Origin of the sequence: Bradyrhizobium sp. WYCCWR 13022, from assembly GCF_030435535.1 — a bacterium.
Lineage (GTDB): Bacteria > Pseudomonadota > Alphaproteobacteria > Rhizobiales > Xanthobacteraceae > Bradyrhizobium.
Genome location: NZ_JAUIZJ010000007.1, coordinates 32,161 through 49,714, shown reverse-complemented (window position 1 = coordinate 49,714; position 17,554 = coordinate 32,161). Strand labels below are relative to the sequence as shown.

Here is a 17,554-nt window from a genome sequence, read left to right as displayed (position 1 = left end):
GCAATATCCTGATTGAGCATAAGAGTTCTGCTAGAATCCAAAAAGCCGACCATTGCGCCGTGCCTTCCTTGGAGGTGCACCATGCCCACCACGCGACACCCGATAAATCGGCCGCCGCGCTCGCGCGTCACCGAGCTGGCAATCGAACTGTTCAAGCAGATGCAAGACCGCGTCGCCGCCGACGTTCATTTTGAGTTGCACATCGAATTGCAGCTGAAGCCGTGGCAGTGGCCTGCGAATCGCTGATCCGGACGAGGCAAGAGCGTCTATCCGGCCGACACGGGCGGCGGACAATGGCACGCGCAAGCAGTCTCGCTATGGAGAGAGCTGGAGCGAAGGGGGCGACTTGATCAGCCTTGAGATCCTGAACGCAAGCATGAAACGAGCATGTTGCTCGAAGCCGCATGGAGGCGTTGATACGGTCATCGCGCCGTTTGCGGCGTGTCAATGCATAAGGTAAACGCATGTGACCGCCAATGCCACGAGCACTGAACCGCCGCCGACAACGATGACGAGGCAGATGCGTGCGGGGATTGAATACCAATCGACGTCAGACGGTTCGATCACGGTCCACGGCCCCTTGCTGGTGCAGGCGAGAGCGCGACCGGTCCCTTGGTCACCGACGCCTACAGGCAGAGCCTTGGGCGGTGATCACCCATAACCAAGACGGCGTTCCCTTGTTCCGGCGCGTAGTTGTCGTTCTTCCGGTTCAAATATCAGGCGCGGAAAGCTGGCGTGGTTCGCGCGTCAACTATCGCAGCGTCGATGGCGCTGAATTGCCCTTGGCGCGAGGGTCTTCCTCGTTCCTTTGTCGCACTTCCCACCCGTGTCACGAGGAGTAGGCTGCTCTCACATGAGAGGCAGCGATACAGCTTGAGACCAAACTCGGTTGTGAATGGCACAAATTTCACGAGCACTCTTGGCTCGCAGCACGCAAGGCACCCGGCTTCGCCGATCATTGCTGCCCCCGCTGAAATGACTTCGATCACCAATTTGACAAATGAATCCGACTCGCGGGCCTATGGCAACAGGAACAATGGGAGGCGCTGTTGCTGCTGGCCGAGCGTGGCGAGCGGCCCTGGGGCCGCAACGGAAGCGGGCGAAGCTGTATCGGGTCTGCGATAAGAAAGCGGCCTATCCGATTTGCCGTCGGATGAGGCCGCGTATCTTTCCTCTACGCACTACTAAGCCGGGTGGGTGTTAGTGACCCGACAACTCGCGGTGTAATGGCAGTGTCCTAACTGATCGTCATGGTTGTCTGCAGGGGGCTCGATGCGCCCCGATGCGTTCGCTGTCGTGTCCACGTAACTGAATACCTTCGACGCGGCTTCTCGACCAAGGCAGGCGTGGCCTGCCCGGATTAGCAAGCTCCGGCCGCATATCGGCCTTCCGAGTGCCCGAATTGGACTGAACTAAAGAACCATCGTCGGGGCGACGCGTTGGGCGAGCTTGGGCGCAGACTTGTTGGGGACAAAGGAGATGATCATGACGAAAGTAGCCAAGCTCGTTGCACTACTCGCCATCCCAGCACTGCTGGTCAGGGGCTAACCCGTCGCTCGCCGGTGGTGGTGGCGGTGGTGGCGGTGGCGGCGGTGGTGGCGGCAGTGGAGGCGGTGGAGGAGCAGGCGCGGGAGCAGGTGGTGGCGTTGGAGCCGGAGTCGGTGGTGGCGTCGGAGGCGGTCTCGGAGGTGGCGTTGGAAGCGGTCATGGCGGTGCCGGAGGACATGGCGCCGCGGGTGTCGGCCACGGAGTATCGGGCACGCCGGGTCACACTATGCAGACGACCTTGGCACCGCATGAGCGTGGTGCACATCACGGTGCATCATCCTTCAGTCCGGGACACACGACGACGCCGGGACACGCAATGCAAACGGCGGTTCAAAATCCTCACGACCGCGGCGACAAGCACGGAGCTTCGAACTTCGCTCCCGGTCGCTAGTCGATGTAATGCTGAAAGCCCCGGCCTATGAGCCGGGGCTTTTTTGTTTTCTGCAAGTGATCAGGATGATGACTGCAAGCCGCAGATCGCCGGCAATGGCAGGCTGGGTGCGCTGAAGGCGCTGCTGCTTGGTGGTCGAAGCGCAGGAGGAGTGCAATTAGTTCAACCCTCCAAGTCTTGAGAAACAGATGCGACGGCATGGAATCGCATCGCTGCGTCAAGGATCGACCGGCGCAGGGATTACAAGAAAGCCCGCGAGGTTGAGACCAAGCGACTGCTGAGCAACGTAGGGACGAGTGTCCGCAGGGTGGCGGCGATCAGCAGCCGGTCACCGCTCCGCCTGCCTCCACGTCTTCGCAGCAGCCTGTCGCACCATCTCAGTCCCCGCCAGCACCGCAGCCGACGCCGCGAACGTAGCTGTAGCGATGTCAGTTCATGGCCCGTTGCTGACCGTCGCCCTAACCGCCGCAACGTCTGCTCACCGGAGCTGAGCCGACCAAGCTGAAGCAGCCTGTCGAGGGCGGCTTGTGACTCGATTTCAGACATCGTGTCGCACGTGATGCATCTTTGTGGTAGCTTCAAGCTGGTACGGGAGGCAAGATGAGGCGGCGCGAGTTCATCGGTCTCGTCAGTGGTACGGCTTTATGGCCGCTTGCGACGCGCGCGCAGCAGCCGAGACGGATGGCGCGCATCGGCGTGCTTCTCGTCAGTGGCCCAGAACTCATGGGGCCATTTCGCGAGTCGCTCCACGAGCTTGGTTATGCAGAAGGGAAGAATATCCAGATTGAGGTCCGATCGGCGCAAAATCAACTCGCTCGCCTCCCCGAACTTGCAACCCAACTGGTTCGCAGCCAAGTCGACGTGATCGTCGCAATACAAACCCCGGCCGTCTATGCGGCCAAGAACGCTACGCGCGACATTCCCATCGTTATGATGGCAGGCGACCCGATCGGGACGGGGCTGATCAGTAACCTTGCGAGGCCGGGCGGCAATCTCACCGGATTGTCCGGGGCCGCCGCCGAGCTGGCGGCCAAGAGCCTCGAATTGATCCCCCAGATAATTCCAGCGGCGCGCTACGTGGGCGTTCTGGGCAATGCAAATGATCCGTTCATGAAGCCCTTTCTTGAGGACATCGAGCAGGCCGCCCCCAAAGTACGCCTTGAAGTCCATGAGATTATCGTTCGCAGCGGCAGCGAGTTGGACGATGCCTTCGCAGCACTCGCCCGCGCGCAAGCAGACGCCGTCATGATTCAGGGCAGCCTCTCGGACAAACTGGCAGTCGATCTGGCACTAAAATACCGGATGCCATCTCTCTCGACCCAAAATTCTGCAGTGCAGGCGGGACTCTTGATGTCATACACCGCGGATCTGACGGAGCGAGGCCAAGAGATCGCGCAGTATGTAGACAGAATCCTCAAAGGTACTAAGCCAGGCGATCTTCCGGTACAGCAGCCGACTAGGTACGAATTGGCAATCAATCTCAAGACCGCCAAGGCACTGGGCCTCGCCGTACCCCCGGTGCTACTTGCGCGTGCCGACAAGGTGATCGAATAAGGCTGAGCCCGTTGTGGTACAGCGTCAGCTCATGGCCCGTTGCTACCAAAGCCCATATGAGTCAATGTCTGCTCTTCGAAGGTAAGGCGACCTAGTCGCGGTAACGGCAAAACTCGTCCCCGTTATCATATTCGAAGCAGATCTTTACGCGACGATGGGGCCGATCGTCATCGTAGTAGCGCGAGTGGCGATCCCTATCTTCATCATCCCGTTGCATCCGCTGATTTCGACCCATGGTGCGATGGTCCATATCTTCCATCATGCGTCCCATGTGTTGCTGGCGCATGCGGTCCATGCCCATGCGATCCTGATCGCGCTGTTGCGTCGTCCAGTCCGGTTTAACGCGGGTATCTTCAGCGCTCTGACGGTCGCGCTCGCGAGCGTGGTCTGACTGTTGTGGCGTGCGCTCTGGCTGGACGGGAGCGGTTTGGGGCTGGTTGTCGGGAGAGTCTTCCGATTGTTGTGCGACAGCGACAGTGGAAACGAGGCCAGACGAGAGCAGCAGGATCATGACCAGAGCTGAAATGCGCATTGTTCATCCTCCATAAGAATGCTGCTTCAACGGGATGGATGGGCGTTGGTTTCTATCGAAGTTTTGTAGGTTAAAGACTACGAACGGCAGGGACAGCAATCCCGACCTAATTTTGTTGAAGCCGTGCTGCAGACGCCGTTCCTGCGATCAGCTACAGGAGCTGCACGAGGTGCGTTGCCTCGTATCAATGACCCGTCATCGATCCCGAAGACCGCGAGAGCAGCTATCCGTCGGAGAACGGCGGCGTGGAGTGGCACCGCGAGGGACAAGCGCTGTAGCGCGAGCTGGAGCGGAGAGCAGCGGCGCAGCGAGCCGGTGAGCGGGACATCGCGATGGTGAGTTGGGTAAGAGAAAAGCGAGTCAATGACTTGCTTTTGCCGCTCACGATCGGCGCCTACCTTGGCCTTGCTGCACGCGCGCGGCGTCGAGTTCGGCGGCACGATGCCGCTGATCGAGGCGGACACGTTCACGGTGTGGAGCGCGACGAGCGTGCGGCTGCGCGACGTGTTGAGGCGTGACGGCGAAGTGATCAAGGTTGTCCGGAACTGGGGACGTCGTTTCCGAGAGCGGCGTGAAATTCCGAGTGTCTTCAGCGAAACGAACGAATGACCGTGGCACTGATCTCCAAAAAGATGTGGCGCTTATTGGTGCCGTGAGACACGTTCCACTCATGCTCAATCAGAGACATTGCTTCCCGAACTCGCTTTGCCGCGTCGGGCTCAAAGCATGAAAGCTTGATGAGATCTAATCGCAGGAATGTGTGCGCTCGCAGCAGCCCTTGGTTGCCGAAGGCGCATCACGGCCCGTACCCGGACCCGGCCGGTTCGCATGCGCTCGTCGTGGCCGGGCCACCCAAACGCCGAAAGAAGGGCCCTTTTTTGTTCGAGGGTCGTTCGGCTTCGGAGAACTGCGGAGTTCCGTTGTTGAATACACACGCAAGCCATCACTGCCCAACGGAACGTCGGTTGGCTGTCAGTGTTACGTTTTGAACAGGTTGGTCCCGCCGATGAATGATGCCTATCAGCTTGCACTTGCAATGTTTGTTCTGGGCTGGCGTAATGCTGGTCACCGGCCAACTTTATATGGAGTACTCGTGCTACATATGCCGGCACCGCCGGCCGCTGCTGCGGCTCAGCAGATATCAGCTATTCCTAACCGAAACCGAAGTGCTCAGAGCCTCGCCGCGCGATAGCTGGATCGTTAGGAACGTTCGTGCAGCTGGCACGTTTTCCACTATACCCTTACCCAAGGGTGACCCCGATTAAGCCCCAGCTCCTTGCCCCCAAGCTCGCGAACTGGGGCCTTTTTTGATCACATGTTAATGCACACAATCTGCAGGTCAGACAATACTGACAAACGCGCGCCTCGATTCGGCTGCGCCGAAGCGGATCCAGCGGATCGATCCCGGCCAGCCCCGGATGCGCTCGGAGCCATTTCGTTTTCACACGCAGAGGCGAACGTAATGAAAGAGGCCACCAAATGCGGCGGCCTCTCGTTCATTGCAAAATTACGGATGCTCAGAAAGACAGAATTACTATCGATGCGAGCACCGCGTTAAGTGCGCCAACTGCGACGATGGGGGCCGTAACGATCCGGACGTTCTCATCGAGTTTCCCTGCTGAAAAGCAGTTGCATCTCCAGCGCAGTTATTTAGTTGGGGAAAGGTCGCAGTGCTGACCCACCGGCAACAAGAGCGGCCTTTACTGTACAAAGACGCTCATGAGCAGACCGGCCACGAAGATCACGAGGCCCACCGCAGCAACGCCAAGGCTGACGCGCGCGCGAAATGAGTAGGCCTCGATTCGTGGGTCTTGGATCATTGGCGTCCGATGACAGGAGGCATCGGCGCCTGCGCAGTCGATTCAATGTTCTTGATGCTGGCCCGGTGTGCCTTGTCGAAGAAGTCCAGCGCCATGATGTGCATCGCCCGAGCCTTCTCTGGGTCCGGTTCTGTTAGAGCCATCCGTGCGGCGATCTCAGCTTGCTTCAAATAGTATTCCGCAGTTGGCACCGCATTTCCCCCATAGTTCCACCTCCTCTAGTGGAAGCTAGGAGCTCTAAGTACAAAAGTGCACATTCGTTCCTGTGCGTCGGGAAAATTTAGCACATCGCCGCACTCTGAGCGTCAGGCAGCGCTGCAGGCGCTGCTGCTGGTGGTCGAGCGCGGTGGGCCGGTGATGCTCGCCGAGATCGGGATGGCGGGCGATCAACGCCGGCAGGCGCCGGGGTTAGGCGGAATAATCCCGCGCGGCGGGGCGGTCCGAAATTAGGACACCGACAACTCGAACTGGGACACCGGGAAATTTACGGGGTAGTAGAGGCAAAAACGCCGTCCGCTCGAAATTCAGCGCGGACGGCGGTCTCCAGCCCCGGGAGGGAGATTGTAAAATCCCGATAGTGATGTGTCTGCACGCGCCGTGCCAAGGTTCAATGCGTCATGCCAGGAGACCCGCAGAGGGGGCGGCTGGCATCACGCCGCCTCCCGCCGCGCCGCGTCCACCCCAGTCCCGACGACCCGCCGCAGCTCGGCCGCGATACCGTCCAGCACCGCGCGCTTTTCCTTCATGCGTTTTGAGTGGTTATAGACCTTTCCGGTCACGGTCGGCACGACAATCTCGGACTTCTTGCTGGGGGAGTGATCGAGGCACTTCGCGATCAATGCATCGTCGAAACCAAGGTCCCCCGCCAAGGTCGCCGCCGTGCGGCGGAGATCGTGCGGCGTAAAGGGCTTCAGGCCCAAGAGCTCGCAGAGGCCCGCAGTTTTAGCCTTATCCTTGTTCTTCTCGTGCTTGGTGCCGCGCAGCGCGTTCGCCATCGCTTTGCGGTGGATCGGCTGGCCCCTGTACATAGGGCTCTCGAATACGAACTGTTGATTATCCGAGGTCAGCGCCTCTTTAATGATCTCAACAGCCAACTCAGACAACGGCTGCTGAATCACCCGCCGCTTCTTGACCCGCTTGAGGGGGACGTCGAAGCGGGGATGCTCCCCATCGAGGTCGAACAGCTCATCCCGCCGGGCACCGAGCAGTTCACGCGACCGCAGCATGGTGACGAGCTCGAACTTGAGCGCCAGCCGCGTCCGACGGTCATAGGGGAGGTCGTCGCGGTCCAGCCCATGCCAGAAGATCTTGATCTCGTCCTCGGAGAGGACGCGGGTGCGGGGATGCTCCGGATCGAGCTTCGGCAGGTTGACGCAGGGGCTGGCCGTGACGTAGTCGCGGCCGGCTTCCGCCGCCCAGTTGAACAGGCCCGAGGCCGCCTTGCGCATGTGGCGGGCGTTGCTGACCGACGGCTTGCCGAACTTGCCCGCGACAATGTCGTTCGAGAGCGTGGCGATGTCGTGTTTAGTGACTTCCATGGCCAGCTTCTTGCCGAGGCGGGGGCGGATGAACCGGTCGAGATGGCTCGCGGTGTTCTCCCAGCTCTCCAACCGGGGCCGCATTTCGCCGTCCGGTTTCTTGACCAGCGTCTTCATCCATTTGATCCGCTCGTCGATGATCTCGGCGACGGTCTTGCCCCGCTTAGCTTTCGTGGCCTGCTGGTCGCGGAAGGTCTCGGCGAGGGCGTCGCCGCCCATGGCCTTGAGGCCGTAGACCTTGCTGCGGGCGTCCTCGACCGTGAAGGTCTCCGGATTGTAGACGCCGAGCCAGCCGGTCCGCTGCTTGCCGGTCTCCCGGTCAGTGAACTTGAATGAGAAGGTGGCCACGCCCGCCGTTGTGATGCTGACGTAGAGGCCAGAGCATTTGCGGTCGTACAGTTTGGTCCGTTTTACGACCCGCTTCTCGCACAGGCGGTCGGTCAGGATGATGCTGCCATTGCGGGCGCGCTTGCCAGCAGGTTCGGTGGTCATGGTAGTATCCATTGTGGTTTCGGCTCCTAAGGCTTGGGACCAAAGGGCTCGGCTTTTAAGGCTTTTAGTTTGTCGTGCGGACGCTGAAAGGCTTAGGGCCGGGCCCTTATTTTGTGAAGCCCGCTGAAACAGCCCGCATCAGGCTAGTCAAAAAGAGCTCGTTTTAAAGGGTTTTCTTAGTTTCGGCGTGTTTGACCGAATGCCAAAATATAGACGTGTGGTCCTGGCCGTCGTCGCTACGGTCAAGCCTGTCGCGGAGGTGCGGGGAGCCCAACCGGGTGAACCGCATCGCCAATCCGCGGCGCGAGGGAGGCCAGAAGGAATTCGGCTCCCGGGAGAGCTCGGCATAAGCCGTCAACCCATCGCGCAGGGAAGGCCGTGTGTTGGGCTTCACCTGTATGCCGCTGTGCGGTCTTCTTGCGCTACACGTTCGCGCAGCGGACCGTGGGTGCCAGCCGGCACCCGGCCTTCCCTGCGCCCTCCTGATTTCAGAGGGCGGAGAGTTTAAGCAGAGCTCGGGCGAGATAAGCCGCGAGGCTGCAATGGTGTGTCTGCAATACAAAATACAAGTTGGAAGAGAGGTGCCGCTACCTCAAACGCCGCCATTGCGTAATGATGTGGATAGAGCTTGCGTCCAACTCTGCTCTCGCGCGTGTCCGGGACACGAGAAGTGGACCGCGCGCCATCGCCGGTTAAATATTCGGCAGTCACGCCCAGCCGGGCCTGATGGACTTGATCGTCGTAATCCGGTTGAATGGGGCCATCAGAGTTTCAGGCGCGACAACGATGTCGAGATATCTGCTGGTCCTGCTTTTGATCGCCTCGCCTGCGGTGGCTCAGGTGAAACCTGCTCCCAAAACCTCGGCGGCGCATCCCGATCCCTGCGCTCCGATCGGGCACACTGCGGACGGCAAGCTGGTCTATTCCATGAAATGCGAGAACCTGCCGGCGTCGCCTCCGCCCCCGCCGCAGGCGGAACTGAAGGAGGCTCCCGCGCCCGCCGCGGAGCCCGAGCCGGAGGTGCGGCGGAGCGGCCTGTTCGGCTGGTCCTACGACCGCAGGTGAGGGGCTTGCCGCCACTTGCGCGAAGCCCGCTGGAATGCTCTTTGCTTGCAAATTCCCCGTGGGGCCTCCGATCGCATGACTTGCGATTGCTTGGCCCCCGATCCAGAGAGATGAGATGAGCAAACTCGTTATCCGCGCAGGCGATTTCACCTTCGATGCCCGCTTCGAGGAGCAGGCGGCGCCCAAGACCGTTGCGGCGTTCCGCAAGGCGCTGCCGTTCGAGAGCCACATCATCCATGTGCGCTGGAGCGGCGAAGGCGTCTGGATGCCGCTCGGCGATCTCGACTTCGGCGTCGACTACGAGAACCACACCAGCTATCCCGCACCGGGCCAGATCATCCTCTATCCCGGCGGCATCAGCGAGACCGAGATTCTGCTCGCCTATGGCGGCGTGCACTTCGCCAGCAAGATGGGCCAACTCGCCGGCAATCACTTCATCACCGTGACGTCGGGCCTGGAGAATTTGGCAACGCTGGGCAAGAGCGTGCTGTGGAAAGGCGCGTTGCCGATCCGCTTCGAGGAAGTCTGAGTGACTGATAGCAGCTACCCGCGCGATCTCCGCGGTTACGGCCGCAACCCGCCGCATCCGGAGTGGCCCGGCAATGCGCGGGTCGCGGTGCAGTTCGTCGTCAATTTCGAGGAAGGCGGCGAGAACAACATTTTGCACGGTGATCGTGCGTCGGAAGCCTTTCTGTCCGACGTGCTGGGTGCGCAGCCCTGGCCGGGCCAGCGCCACGCCAATATCGAATCCATGTTCGAATATGGCTCGCGCGCCGGCTTCTGGCGGCTGTGGCGGATGTTCAACGAGCGGAAGTGGCCGACCACCGTGTTCGGTGTCGCCACCGCGCTGAAGCGCAATCCGGAAATCGTGGCTGCGATGAAGGAGTCGGGCTGGGACATCGCGAGCCACAGCCTGAAATGGATCGAGCACAAGGACATGACCGAGGCGCAGGAGCGCGGCGAGATTGCCGAGTCGATCCGCGTCCACACCGAGGCGACCGGCGCGCGGCCGCTCGGCTGGTACACCGGGCGCTCCTCGATCAACACCATCAGGCTGCTGATGGAGGAGGGCGGCTTCCTCTATCTCTGCGATTCCTACGCCGACGATCTGCCTTATTGGGTCAAGGGCGCGAACGGCAAGCAGCTCGTCATTCCCTATACGTTAGACGCCAACGATATGCGGTTCATCAATCCGCAGGGCTTTGCCGAGGGCGAGCAGTTCTACACCTATCTGAAAGACGCCTTCGACGTGCTCTATGCCGAAGGCGAGACCGCGCCGAAGATGATGTCGGTGGGGCTGCACTGTCGCCTCGCCGGTCGACCCGGCCGCGCCGCGGGCCTGATCCGTTTCCTCGATTATATCGGCGAGCACGAGCGCGTCTGGGTGCCGACACGCCTCCAGATTGCGCAGCATTGGCACGACAAGCACGCGCATCTCGCCGCTGACGCGTTCGAGATCAGGTAAAGATGTGATGGTGCAAATCCCGCTCGCTGATCTCAACGCCGCCAGCAAGGCCGACTTCGTCGCCGCGCTCGCCAATGTCGTCGAATATTCGCCGTGGATCGCCGAGCAGATCGCAGCACAGCGGCCGTTCGCCGGCATCAATCAGCTGCATGCCGCGCTGGTGGCGGCGATCCAGGCGGCCGAACCCGATGCGCAGCTCGCGCTGATCCGCGCGCATCCCGATCTCGCCAACAAGACCCAGCGCGCGGCGGGCCTGACCGCGGAATCGGCCGAGGAGCAGAACAGCGCCGGTCTCGACCGGCTGTCGGAGGCCGAGTATGCCGCCTTCGAGCGTGTCAACAACGCCTATCGCGAAAAATTCGGCTTCCCCTATATCGTTTGCGTGCGGCGTCACACCAGGGATTCAGTGCTGCGCGACTTCGAGACGCGACTGCGCAATATCGCGAAAACCGAGACCCGCCGTGCGATCGAGGAGATCGGCCGCATCTCGGCGTTGCGGCTCGATCAACTCGTCGTCGCCGACGACAAGCTGAAAGTGCACGGCCGGCTCTCGACCCATGTGCTGGACAATCATGCCGGCAAGCCCGCGGCAGGAATCGCGGTGGAACTGATCGAGCTCGCCGCGCTCGGTGAGAGCCGCGTGATCGCACGTAATGTCACCAATGCCGACGGCCGCACCGACCAGCCGCTGATCGGCGGCCGACCGCTGCCGACCGGCCGCTACGAACTCCGCTTCAGCGTCGCCAAATATTACGCCGAGCGTAACGTACAGCTCTCCGATCCGCCCTTCCTTGACGAGATTCCCGTGCGCTTTGCGATCAGCGAGCCGGAGAGCCACTACCACGTGCCGCTGCTGGTCACGCCCTGGAGCTATTCGACCTATCGCGGCAGCTAGTCGCCGAACCTGTCGTGCAGGGCCGGAAACAGTCGGTCCGGCTTGAACGGCGGCGCGTTGAAGCGGATGCCGGTGGCATCCGCGATCGCGTTGCCAAGCGCGGCGGCGACCGGATTGTACGGGCTCTCGCTCATCGACTTCGCCCCCAACGGCCCGATCGTGTCGGACGTCTCGGCAAAAAACACCTCCGTGCGCGGCACGTCCGCGAAGGACGGCAGATGGTAATCACGGAATTTGGGATTGGTGACGCGGCCCTCGGCGTCGATCACCATCTCCTCGTAGAGCGTCGCGCCAATGGCCTGCGCAACGCCGCCCTCGACCTGGCCGCGGCACTGCATGGGATTGGCGACGATTCCGGCATCGGCCGCCTGCACGCTCCTGAGAATCCTGACCTCGCCGGTGCCCTTGTTCACGGCGACGCGGAAGCCCTGCACATTGAAGCCGACCGACCGCGGCGTGCCCACGGAATTGCCGTGCGCCGCGAGCGGACGCCCCGCCTCGCGCGCGAGCTTCGCGACGTCGACAAAGGACATGCGCCGCACGCCGCTGACGACGAATTCGCCGTCGAGCGTGCAAGTCGCGACATCGCAAAGCCAGGCGCCGGCGGCCGCCGCCTTCAACGCCGCCGCAAGCTGCAACGCCGCTGCCTGCGTGGCCTTGCCGGCCACGAACGTGCCGGTGCTGCCATAGGCGCCGGTGTCGTGGCCGCCAAGGGCGGTGTCGGACTGGCGCAGGCGGATCCTGTCGACCGTGGTCGCCAGCACCGTCGCGGCGATCTGCCGGTGCACGGTGCTGGTGCCGTTGCCGAACTCGGCGGTGCCGACCGTGAGATCGAAGCTGCCGTCGTCGTTGAGCGCGATCATGGCGTCCGCGATGTGGCCGGCGGGCGGCACCGTGTCGATCATGGTCAGCGCGATGCCGTCGCCGGTCAGCCAATCCGGCGACAGCTCGGGCTGAGGCTGATCGACCTGCATGGCGCGCTCGACGAGATCGATGCACTGGTCGAGCCCGTAGGAGCCGTAGAGCACGTCGTGATATTCGGACTCAGGCGGCGACAGCATGGGATCGCCGGGCCTGACGATGTTGCGGCGGCGCATGTCGTACGGGCTGATGCCGAGCTGCGTGGCCAGCTCGTCGATCGCGGCTTCCACCGCGATCAGGGCCTGCGGCAGGCCGTAGCCGCGAAACGCGCCTGCGGGCACCGTATTGGTATACACCACGAAGCCGTCGACCCGCTTGTTCGGACAATTGTAGACGGCGATGGACTCCGACACCGCGTGGAACATCACGGATGGGCCGTGATTGCCGTAAGCGCCGGTGTTGGAAAGCAAATCGAGCTGGAGCGCGGTGAGCTTGCCGTCGGCGTCGGCGCCGGCCTTGATATGGACCCGCATCGGATGCCGCGTCGAAGTCGCGATGAACTGTTCCTCGCGGGTGAGCTCGAGCTTGACCGGACGCCCCGTCTTCAGCGCGGCCAGTGCCAGAATATCCTCGACGAACATCTCCTGCTTGCCGCCAAAACCGCCGCCGACGCGCTCGCAGAACACACGGACCTTGTCCATCGGCAGCTGGAAGATGTCCGAGAGCGCGCGCCGGGTGAGGAATGGGACCTGCGTGGAGGTGCGGACGTTGAGCACGCCAGCTTCATCAAGCCAGGCAAGGCCGCCATGGGTCTCCAGCGCGGCGTGCTGCACGCGGTGACTGTGGAAGGTGGCCTCGTAAGTGACGGCGGATGCGGCGAGCGCGGAGGCGACATCGCCGAACTCGCCATGAATCTCCGAGACGAGATTGCGCTGTGCGTCGGCAACGCGGTTCGCACCGGTTCGATCGGGATGAACGAGCGGCGCGCCAGGCATCATCGCCTGTTCGGGGTCGATCAACGCAGGCAAGACCTCGTATTCGACCTTCAGCCGGCGGCAGGCCTCCTCGGCAGCAGCCTCACTCTCGGCGACGACGGCGGCGACCTTCTGGCCGATGAAACGGACGATTTCGTCGAGGATGCGGGTATCCTCGGGGTCCATCCAGTCCTTTTCGTGCCGCGCCGTCGAGATCAGCACCGATGGCGCGTCCTCATGCGTCAGGATCGCGCGCACGCCTGCTACGGCCATCGCCGCCGATTTGTCGATCGCGACGATCCGTGCATGCGCATGCGGGGAGCGCAGCAGCTTGATAAGCAGAAGATTGTCGATCTCCGTGTCGAAGGTGTAGCGCGCCTTGCCGCGGACGATTTCGGGGCCCGCCGGCGCCGGCAGGCTGCGGCCGAAAGCGCCTCCGGCCTCGACGCTGTCCTCGACATTGGTCTTGCCGTTGATCGCATCCTCGATCGATCGGTAACCGGTGCAGCGGCAGATGTTGCCCTTCAGCGCGGCACCGAGATCGGTGCGCTGGGCCTGGTTCAGCGAGGCGCAGGTCAGGATCATGCCGGCGGTGCAGAAACCGCATTGAAATCCCTGCGCGTCGAGAAAGGCCTGCTGCATCGGATGCGCGCCATCGCTGCCGCCGAGACCTTCGATCGTCGTGATGGCGCGTCCCTCCGCACGAAACGCGGGGATCAGGCAACTATGCACGGGCTCGCCGTCGAGCAGCACGGTGCAGGCGCCGCAATCGCCGGCGTCGCAACCCTTTTTCACTCCGAACTGGCCGAGCTCCCGCAGGAAAGTGCGCAGGCATTGGCCGGCGCGCGGCGCTTGCGGGAAGCTGGTGCCATTGACCTCGAAGCTCATGGCGGCGTCGCACCCAGGAGCTCGATGCGGATCTCCTCGGCGAGCCGCAGCGTCATGTGCTTGCGCCAGAAAGGCTTGCCATGAATGTCGGCGTGATAGAGATCGTCGGAGATCTCCTCGGAGATAGCGGCGCGAAGCGCGCTCGCGTCAGGCGGCTTGGGAAACGACAGCTGAATCGGGTGCACGGTCGATGCGGTCACGGTCAGCTTCAGCGCGCCAGCGCCATCGAGGCTCCCGATCAGAAGGGCTGCGGAGCGTCCGACGGCTGCAAGCGAGATCTGGCGGAACGCGGTTCGACGCTTCAATGCGGCGATCGGAATGTCGATCTGCCGCAGCAGGTCGCCCGGTGACAGGCGGTTGCGCTGATTACCCGTGACGAATTCGGCGACGGGAATCTTTTGCTCGCCGCCGCCGGCCTTCCAGATGGTGCAGACGCCGTCGAGCGCAGCGGTGAGCGAGATCATCGGACCCGCCGGCAGCGACATGCAGAGATTGCCGCCGACCGTCGCCGTCTTCCAGATCTTGAAGGAGGCGAGGAACGCACGGCAGCATTGGCTGATGAGTGGTGCTGCAAGCCAGTCGGTCGGGCAGGTGAGTGCATCGAGTTGCGAGATGGTGCAGGTGGCGGCGATGCCGAGGCGATCAGGCGTGACCGTCAGCGCCGGCCATTTCAGATCGGTGAGATCGATCAGCCGCGTGAGGTGAACCTGCGGCTCCGAGAACAGCCACGTGCCGCCCGCGAGCCAAGCATCACCTGGCGTCCAAACGGGCAGGTCGGAGCGCGTTTGCGGATGAGCGACCGCTGTGATGGTATTCAAGTCCATGCTGCGAAAATGCTTGGGCCGGGTGATTTGTCTCGAGGGAAAGTCTTGCAAGACCAGCGCCAAGTAGCAACAACAAGTCGCAGCAACGATATCGAAGGGATGGCCTCTGCTTTGCAGGCCAGTCTTCAACGCGGGCGAGGAGAAACAGGATCATGAGCGCCGCAAAGCCGATCTGGATCAGGGATCCTCTGGCCATCCTCGCCGATGGCGCGGAGCGCGGGATCGTGGTGAGGAATGGCCGGATCATCGAGCTTGTGCCGGCCGGCGGAACGCCGGCGGCCGCAGACGTCACGGTGTTCGATGCGAGCGAGCATGTCGTGCTGCCAGGCCTCATCAACACGCATCATCACTTTTATCAGACGCTGACACGAGCGTTGCCGGCCGCGATGGACCGCGAGCTGTTTCCCTGGCTGCAGGCGCTTTATCCAGTCTGGGCGAGGATGACCCCTGAGTCGCTCGAGCTCGGCGTCACCGTGGCTATGTCTGAGTTGCTCCTCTCGGGTTGCACGACGACGACGGATCATCACTACGTTTTTCCGGCCGGGCTCGAAGAGTCCGTCGATATCGAGGTCGGCGTCGCAAAGCGGCTCGGGATGCGCGTGCTGCTGACGCGTGGTTCGATGAACCTGTCGCAGCGTGACGGCGGTCTGCCGCCTGACAGCGTCGTGCAGGACGAGGACACGATCCTGGCCGACAGCGCGCGGGTGGTGGCAAAGCATCACCAGCGTGGCGCAGATGCAATGGTGCAGATTGCGCTCGCGCCCTGCTCGCCGTTCTCGGTGACGACGTCGCTGATGCGCGCCACCGCCGATCTCGCCGACAAGCTCGACGTGCGCCTGCACACCCATCTCGCCGAGACCGAGGACGAGAACAAATTCTGCGAGCAGATGTATGGCTGCCGTCCACTCGACTATCTCGAGCAATGCGACTGGCTCAGTGCGCGGACATGGCTCGCCCACGGCATCTTTTTCAACGCCGACGAGATGAAGCGGCTCGGCAAGGCAAGAACCACCATCAGCCACTGTGCCTGTAGCAACCAGCTGCTGGCCTCGGGCTGCTGCCCGGTGTGCGAGATGGAGGAGGCCGGTGTCGGTATCGGGATCGGTGTCGATGGTTCAGCTTCGAACGACGGATCGAACCTGATGCAGGAGGTACGCGCGGCGTTCCTGCTGCAGCGGGCGCGCTACGGCGTGAGCAGGGTCAGCCACAAGGATGCGCTGCGCTGGGCCACCCAAGGCTCGGCGGCCTGCGTCGGCCGTCCGGAACTCGGCGAGATCGCGGTCGGCAAGGCGGCCGACCTCGCGCTGTTCAAGCTGGACGAGCTGCGCTTCTCCGGCCATGGCGACCCCCTGGCTGCCCTGGTGCTTTGCGGGGCGCATCGGGCCGACAGGGTGATGGTGGCTGGGAACTGGGCCGTGGTCGACGGTGCGATCCCGGGACTGGACCTTCCGGACCTCGTCCGCCGGCACAGCGCCGCGGCGCGGGCGATGCAGACGGGTGGGCTTGGAAAATAGAAGGAGGGGGCGACCACAAGTGCCGGGTGCTTCTGGCCACCCCCTCCGAACCTCCTCCGGGAGGAGCAGGTGATTAAGGTAATGCAAGAAGCGTGCTACTTGCCCGGCAGCTTGTCGTCGATGCCCTTGACGTAGAAATTCATGCCGAGGATCTGGCCGTCGGCGAGATTGGCGCCGCCCTTGCACTCGATCTCCTTGCCGTCCTGCCCAATGACCGGGCATTTGAACGGGTGCAGCTTGCCGGCGGTGATTGCCGACTGGGCATCCTCGGCGATCTTTTTCACGTCATCAGGCATGTTGGTATAGGGCGCCATCGCGAACATGTGGCTGTCGAGACCGCCCCAGGTGTCTTCCGACTTCCAGGTGCCGTCGAGCTCGGCCTTGACGCGGGCGATGTAGTAGGGGCCCCAGGTGTCGAGGATCGAGGTCAGCTGGGTCTTGGGCCCGAACTTGATCATCTCGGAGTCCTGGCCGAATGCGAGCTTGCCGCGCTCGCTGGCGATCTGCATCGCGGCGGGCGAATCGGTGTGCTGCATGATCACGTCGGCGCCCTGGTCGATCAGCGCCTTGGCGGCGTCGGCCTCCTTGCCCGGGTCGAACCAGGTGTTGGCCCAGATGATCTTGACCTTGATGTTCGGGTTGATGCTCTGCGCCGCGATCATGGTCGCGTTGATGCCGGAGACCACCTCTGGAATCGGGAACGAGCCGATGTAGCCGAGCACGCCCGATTTCGACATCTTGGCCGCAATCAGGCCTTGAATGTAGCGGCCCTGGTACCATTTCGACGAATAGGTCGACATGTTCTTGTCGCGCTTGTAGCCGGTGGCGTGCTCGAAATGCACGTTCGGATATTTCTTGGCGACCTTCAGGGTCGGGTCCATGTAGCCGAACGACGTCGTGAAGATCAGCTTGTTGCCGGCGCGGACGAGCTGCTCGATGGCGCGCTCGGCGTCGGGGCCTTCGGGGACGTTCTCGAGATAGGTGGTCTCGATCTTGTCGCCGAACTCCTTCACCAGCGCCTGGCGGGCAAGCTCGTGCTGGTAGGTCCAGCCGAGGTCGCCGATCGGGCCGAGGTAAATGAAGCCGACTTTCAGCTTGTCGGCAGCGGAGGCTGCGCTGACGCTTCCGGCAAGCAGAAGGCCGGCGGCCAGCGCAAGAAGTGATTTCCTCATCATCAATCTCCAAACATCAGG

15 protein-coding genes are annotated in these 17,554 nt (G+C 62.5%); 8 read left to right on the top strand and 7 right to left on the bottom strand.

What is annotated here, in order from left to right:
* The first annotated feature begins 81 nt into the window (after positions 1-81).
* Complete coding sequence (locus QY049_RS11880; protein ID WP_258766041.1) at positions 82-246, top strand: hypothetical protein; 165 nt, start codon at positions 82-84, stop codon at positions 244-246.
* A 1,291-nt stretch (positions 247-1,537) separates the two neighbouring features.
* On the opposite strand, the gene QY049_RS11875 is transcribed toward QY049_RS11880, so the two are convergent.
* A complete protein-coding gene (locus QY049_RS11875) occupies positions 1,538-1,747 on the bottom strand; it encodes a hypothetical protein (RefSeq protein WP_258766042.1) in 210 nt (69 codons plus the stop codon).
* A 792-nt stretch (positions 1,748-2,539) separates the two neighbouring features.
* Between QY049_RS11875 and QY049_RS11870 the strand changes: the two genes are divergently transcribed.
* On the top strand, positions 2,540-3,493 hold the full coding sequence (locus QY049_RS11870) for an ABC transporter substrate-binding protein (RefSeq protein ID WP_258766043.1): 954 nt from the start codon (positions 2,540-2,542) through the stop codon (positions 3,491-3,493).
* 91 nt (positions 3,494-3,584) lie between these two features.
* Here the strand turns inward: QY049_RS11870 and QY049_RS11865 are convergent, their stop codons facing one another.
* A complete protein-coding gene (locus QY049_RS11865) occupies positions 3,585-4,025 on the bottom strand; it encodes a hypothetical protein (protein ID WP_194481326.1) in 441 nt (146 codons plus the stop codon).
* A gap of 399 nt (positions 4,026-4,424) precedes the next feature.
* On the opposite strand from QY049_RS11865, the gene QY049_RS11860 reads away from it, so the two are divergent.
* On the top strand, positions 4,425-4,634 hold the full coding sequence (locus tag QY049_RS11860; RefSeq protein ID WP_194481328.1) for a hypothetical protein: 210 nt from the start codon (positions 4,425-4,427) through the stop codon (positions 4,632-4,634).
* A gap of 1,207 nt (positions 4,635-5,841) precedes the next feature.
* Here QY049_RS11860 and QY049_RS11855 read toward each other — a convergent pair.
* Positions 5,842-6,015: a hypothetical protein gene (locus tag QY049_RS11855; protein WP_194481330.1), complete on the bottom strand. Its 174-nt coding sequence runs from the start codon at positions 6,013-6,015 to the stop codon at positions 5,842-5,844.
* 480 nt (positions 6,016-6,495) lie between these two features.
* Positions 6,496-7,875, bottom strand: a complete 1,380-nt coding sequence (locus QY049_RS11850) for a site-specific integrase (protein WP_258766044.1) — start codon at positions 7,873-7,875, stop codon at positions 6,496-6,498.
* A gap of 786 nt (positions 7,876-8,661) precedes the next feature.
* On the opposite strand from QY049_RS11850, the gene QY049_RS11845 reads away from it, so the two are divergent.
* The 4 genes from QY049_RS11845 to uraD all read left to right on the top strand — a co-directional run bounded on the left by QY049_RS11845 (position 8,662) and on the right by uraD (position 11,300).
* Positions 8,662-8,940 carry a hypothetical protein gene (locus QY049_RS11845; protein WP_194481332.1) on the top strand — a complete coding sequence of 93 codons (279 nt, stop codon included), beginning with the start codon at positions 8,662-8,664 and terminating at the stop codon, positions 8,938-8,940.
* 115 nt (positions 8,941-9,055) lie between these two features.
* Entirely contained in the window at positions 9,056-9,469 is a 414-nt protein-coding gene (locus tag QY049_RS11840; protein ID WP_258766045.1) for a DUF3830 family protein, read from the top strand.
* Positions 9,470-10,405: an allantoinase PuuE gene (puuE, locus tag QY049_RS11835; protein WP_258766046.1), complete on the top strand. Its 936-nt coding sequence runs from the start codon at positions 9,470-9,472 to the stop codon at positions 10,403-10,405. It abuts the gene before it with no gap.
* A 7-nt stretch (positions 10,406-10,412) separates the two neighbouring features.
* On the top strand, positions 10,413-11,300 hold the full coding sequence (uraD, locus tag QY049_RS11830; protein WP_258766047.1) for a 2-oxo-4-hydroxy-4-carboxy-5-ureidoimidazoline decarboxylase: 888 nt from the start codon (positions 10,413-10,415) through the stop codon (positions 11,298-11,300).
* On the opposite strand, the gene QY049_RS11825 is transcribed toward uraD, so the two are convergent.
* A complete protein-coding gene (locus tag QY049_RS11825; RefSeq protein WP_258766048.1) occupies positions 11,297-14,023 on the bottom strand; it encodes a molybdopterin cofactor-binding domain-containing protein in 2,727 nt (908 codons plus the stop codon). The genes uraD and QY049_RS11825 overlap by 4 nt on opposite strands.
* A complete protein-coding gene (locus QY049_RS11820) occupies positions 14,020-14,847 on the bottom strand; it encodes an FAD binding domain-containing protein (RefSeq protein WP_258766049.1) in 828 nt (275 codons plus the stop codon). The genes QY049_RS11825 and QY049_RS11820 overlap by 4 nt, the downstream gene beginning before the upstream one ends.
* 152 nt (positions 14,848-14,999) lie before the next feature.
* On the opposite strand from QY049_RS11820, the gene QY049_RS11815 reads away from it, so the two are divergent.
* Positions 15,000-16,361: an 8-oxoguanine deaminase gene (locus tag QY049_RS11815; RefSeq protein ID WP_258766050.1), complete on the top strand. Its 1,362-nt coding sequence runs from the start codon at positions 15,000-15,002 to the stop codon at positions 16,359-16,361.
* Positions 16,362-16,456: 95 nt separating this feature from the next.
* Here the strand turns inward: QY049_RS11815 and QY049_RS11810 are convergent, their stop codons facing one another.
* Positions 16,457-17,533 carry a BMP family ABC transporter substrate-binding protein gene (locus QY049_RS11810; protein WP_258766051.1) on the bottom strand — a complete coding sequence of 359 codons (1,077 nt, stop codon included), beginning with the start codon at positions 17,531-17,533 and terminating at the stop codon, positions 16,457-16,459.
* Between the last annotated feature and the right edge of the window lie 21 nt (positions 17,534-17,554).

Excerpts from the sequence above, each read along its gene's own strand:
- QY049_RS11880 (WP_258766041.1), top strand. The coding sequence starts at position 82 with ATGCCCACCACGCGACACCCGATAAATCGGCCGCCGCGCTCGCGCGTC.
- QY049_RS11870 (WP_258766043.1), top strand. The coding sequence starts at position 2,540 with ATGAGGCGGCGCGAGTTCATCGGTCTCGTCAGTGGTACGGCTTTATGG.
- QY049_RS11865 (WP_194481326.1), bottom strand. The coding sequence starts at position 4,025 with ATGCGCATTTCAGCTCTGGTCATGATCCTGCTGCTCTCGTCTGGCCTC.
- QY049_RS11850 (WP_258766044.1), bottom strand. The coding sequence starts at position 7,875 with ATGACCACCGAACCTGCTGGCAAGCGCGCCCGCAATGGCAGCATCATC.
- QY049_RS11845 (WP_194481332.1), top strand. The coding sequence starts at position 8,662 with ATGTCGAGATATCTGCTGGTCCTGCTTTTGATCGCCTCGCCTGCGGTG.
- QY049_RS11840 (WP_258766045.1), top strand. The coding sequence starts at position 9,056 with ATGAGCAAACTCGTTATCCGCGCAGGCGATTTCACCTTCGATGCCCGC.
- uraD (WP_258766047.1), top strand. The coding sequence starts at position 10,413 with ATGGTGCAAATCCCGCTCGCTGATCTCAACGCCGCCAGCAAGGCCGAC.
- QY049_RS11825 (WP_258766048.1), bottom strand. The coding sequence starts at position 14,023 with ATGAGCTTCGAGGTCAATGGCACCAGCTTCCCGCAAGCGCCGCGCGCC.
- QY049_RS11820 (WP_258766049.1), bottom strand. The coding sequence starts at position 14,847 with ATGGACTTGAATACCATCACAGCGGTCGCTCATCCGCAAACGCGCTCC.
- QY049_RS11815 (WP_258766050.1), top strand. The coding sequence starts at position 15,000 with ATGAGCGCCGCAAAGCCGATCTGGATCAGGGATCCTCTGGCCATCCTC.
- QY049_RS11810 (WP_258766051.1), bottom strand. The coding sequence starts at position 17,533 with ATGAGGAAATCACTTCTTGCGCTGGCCGCCGGCCTTCTGCTTGCCGGA.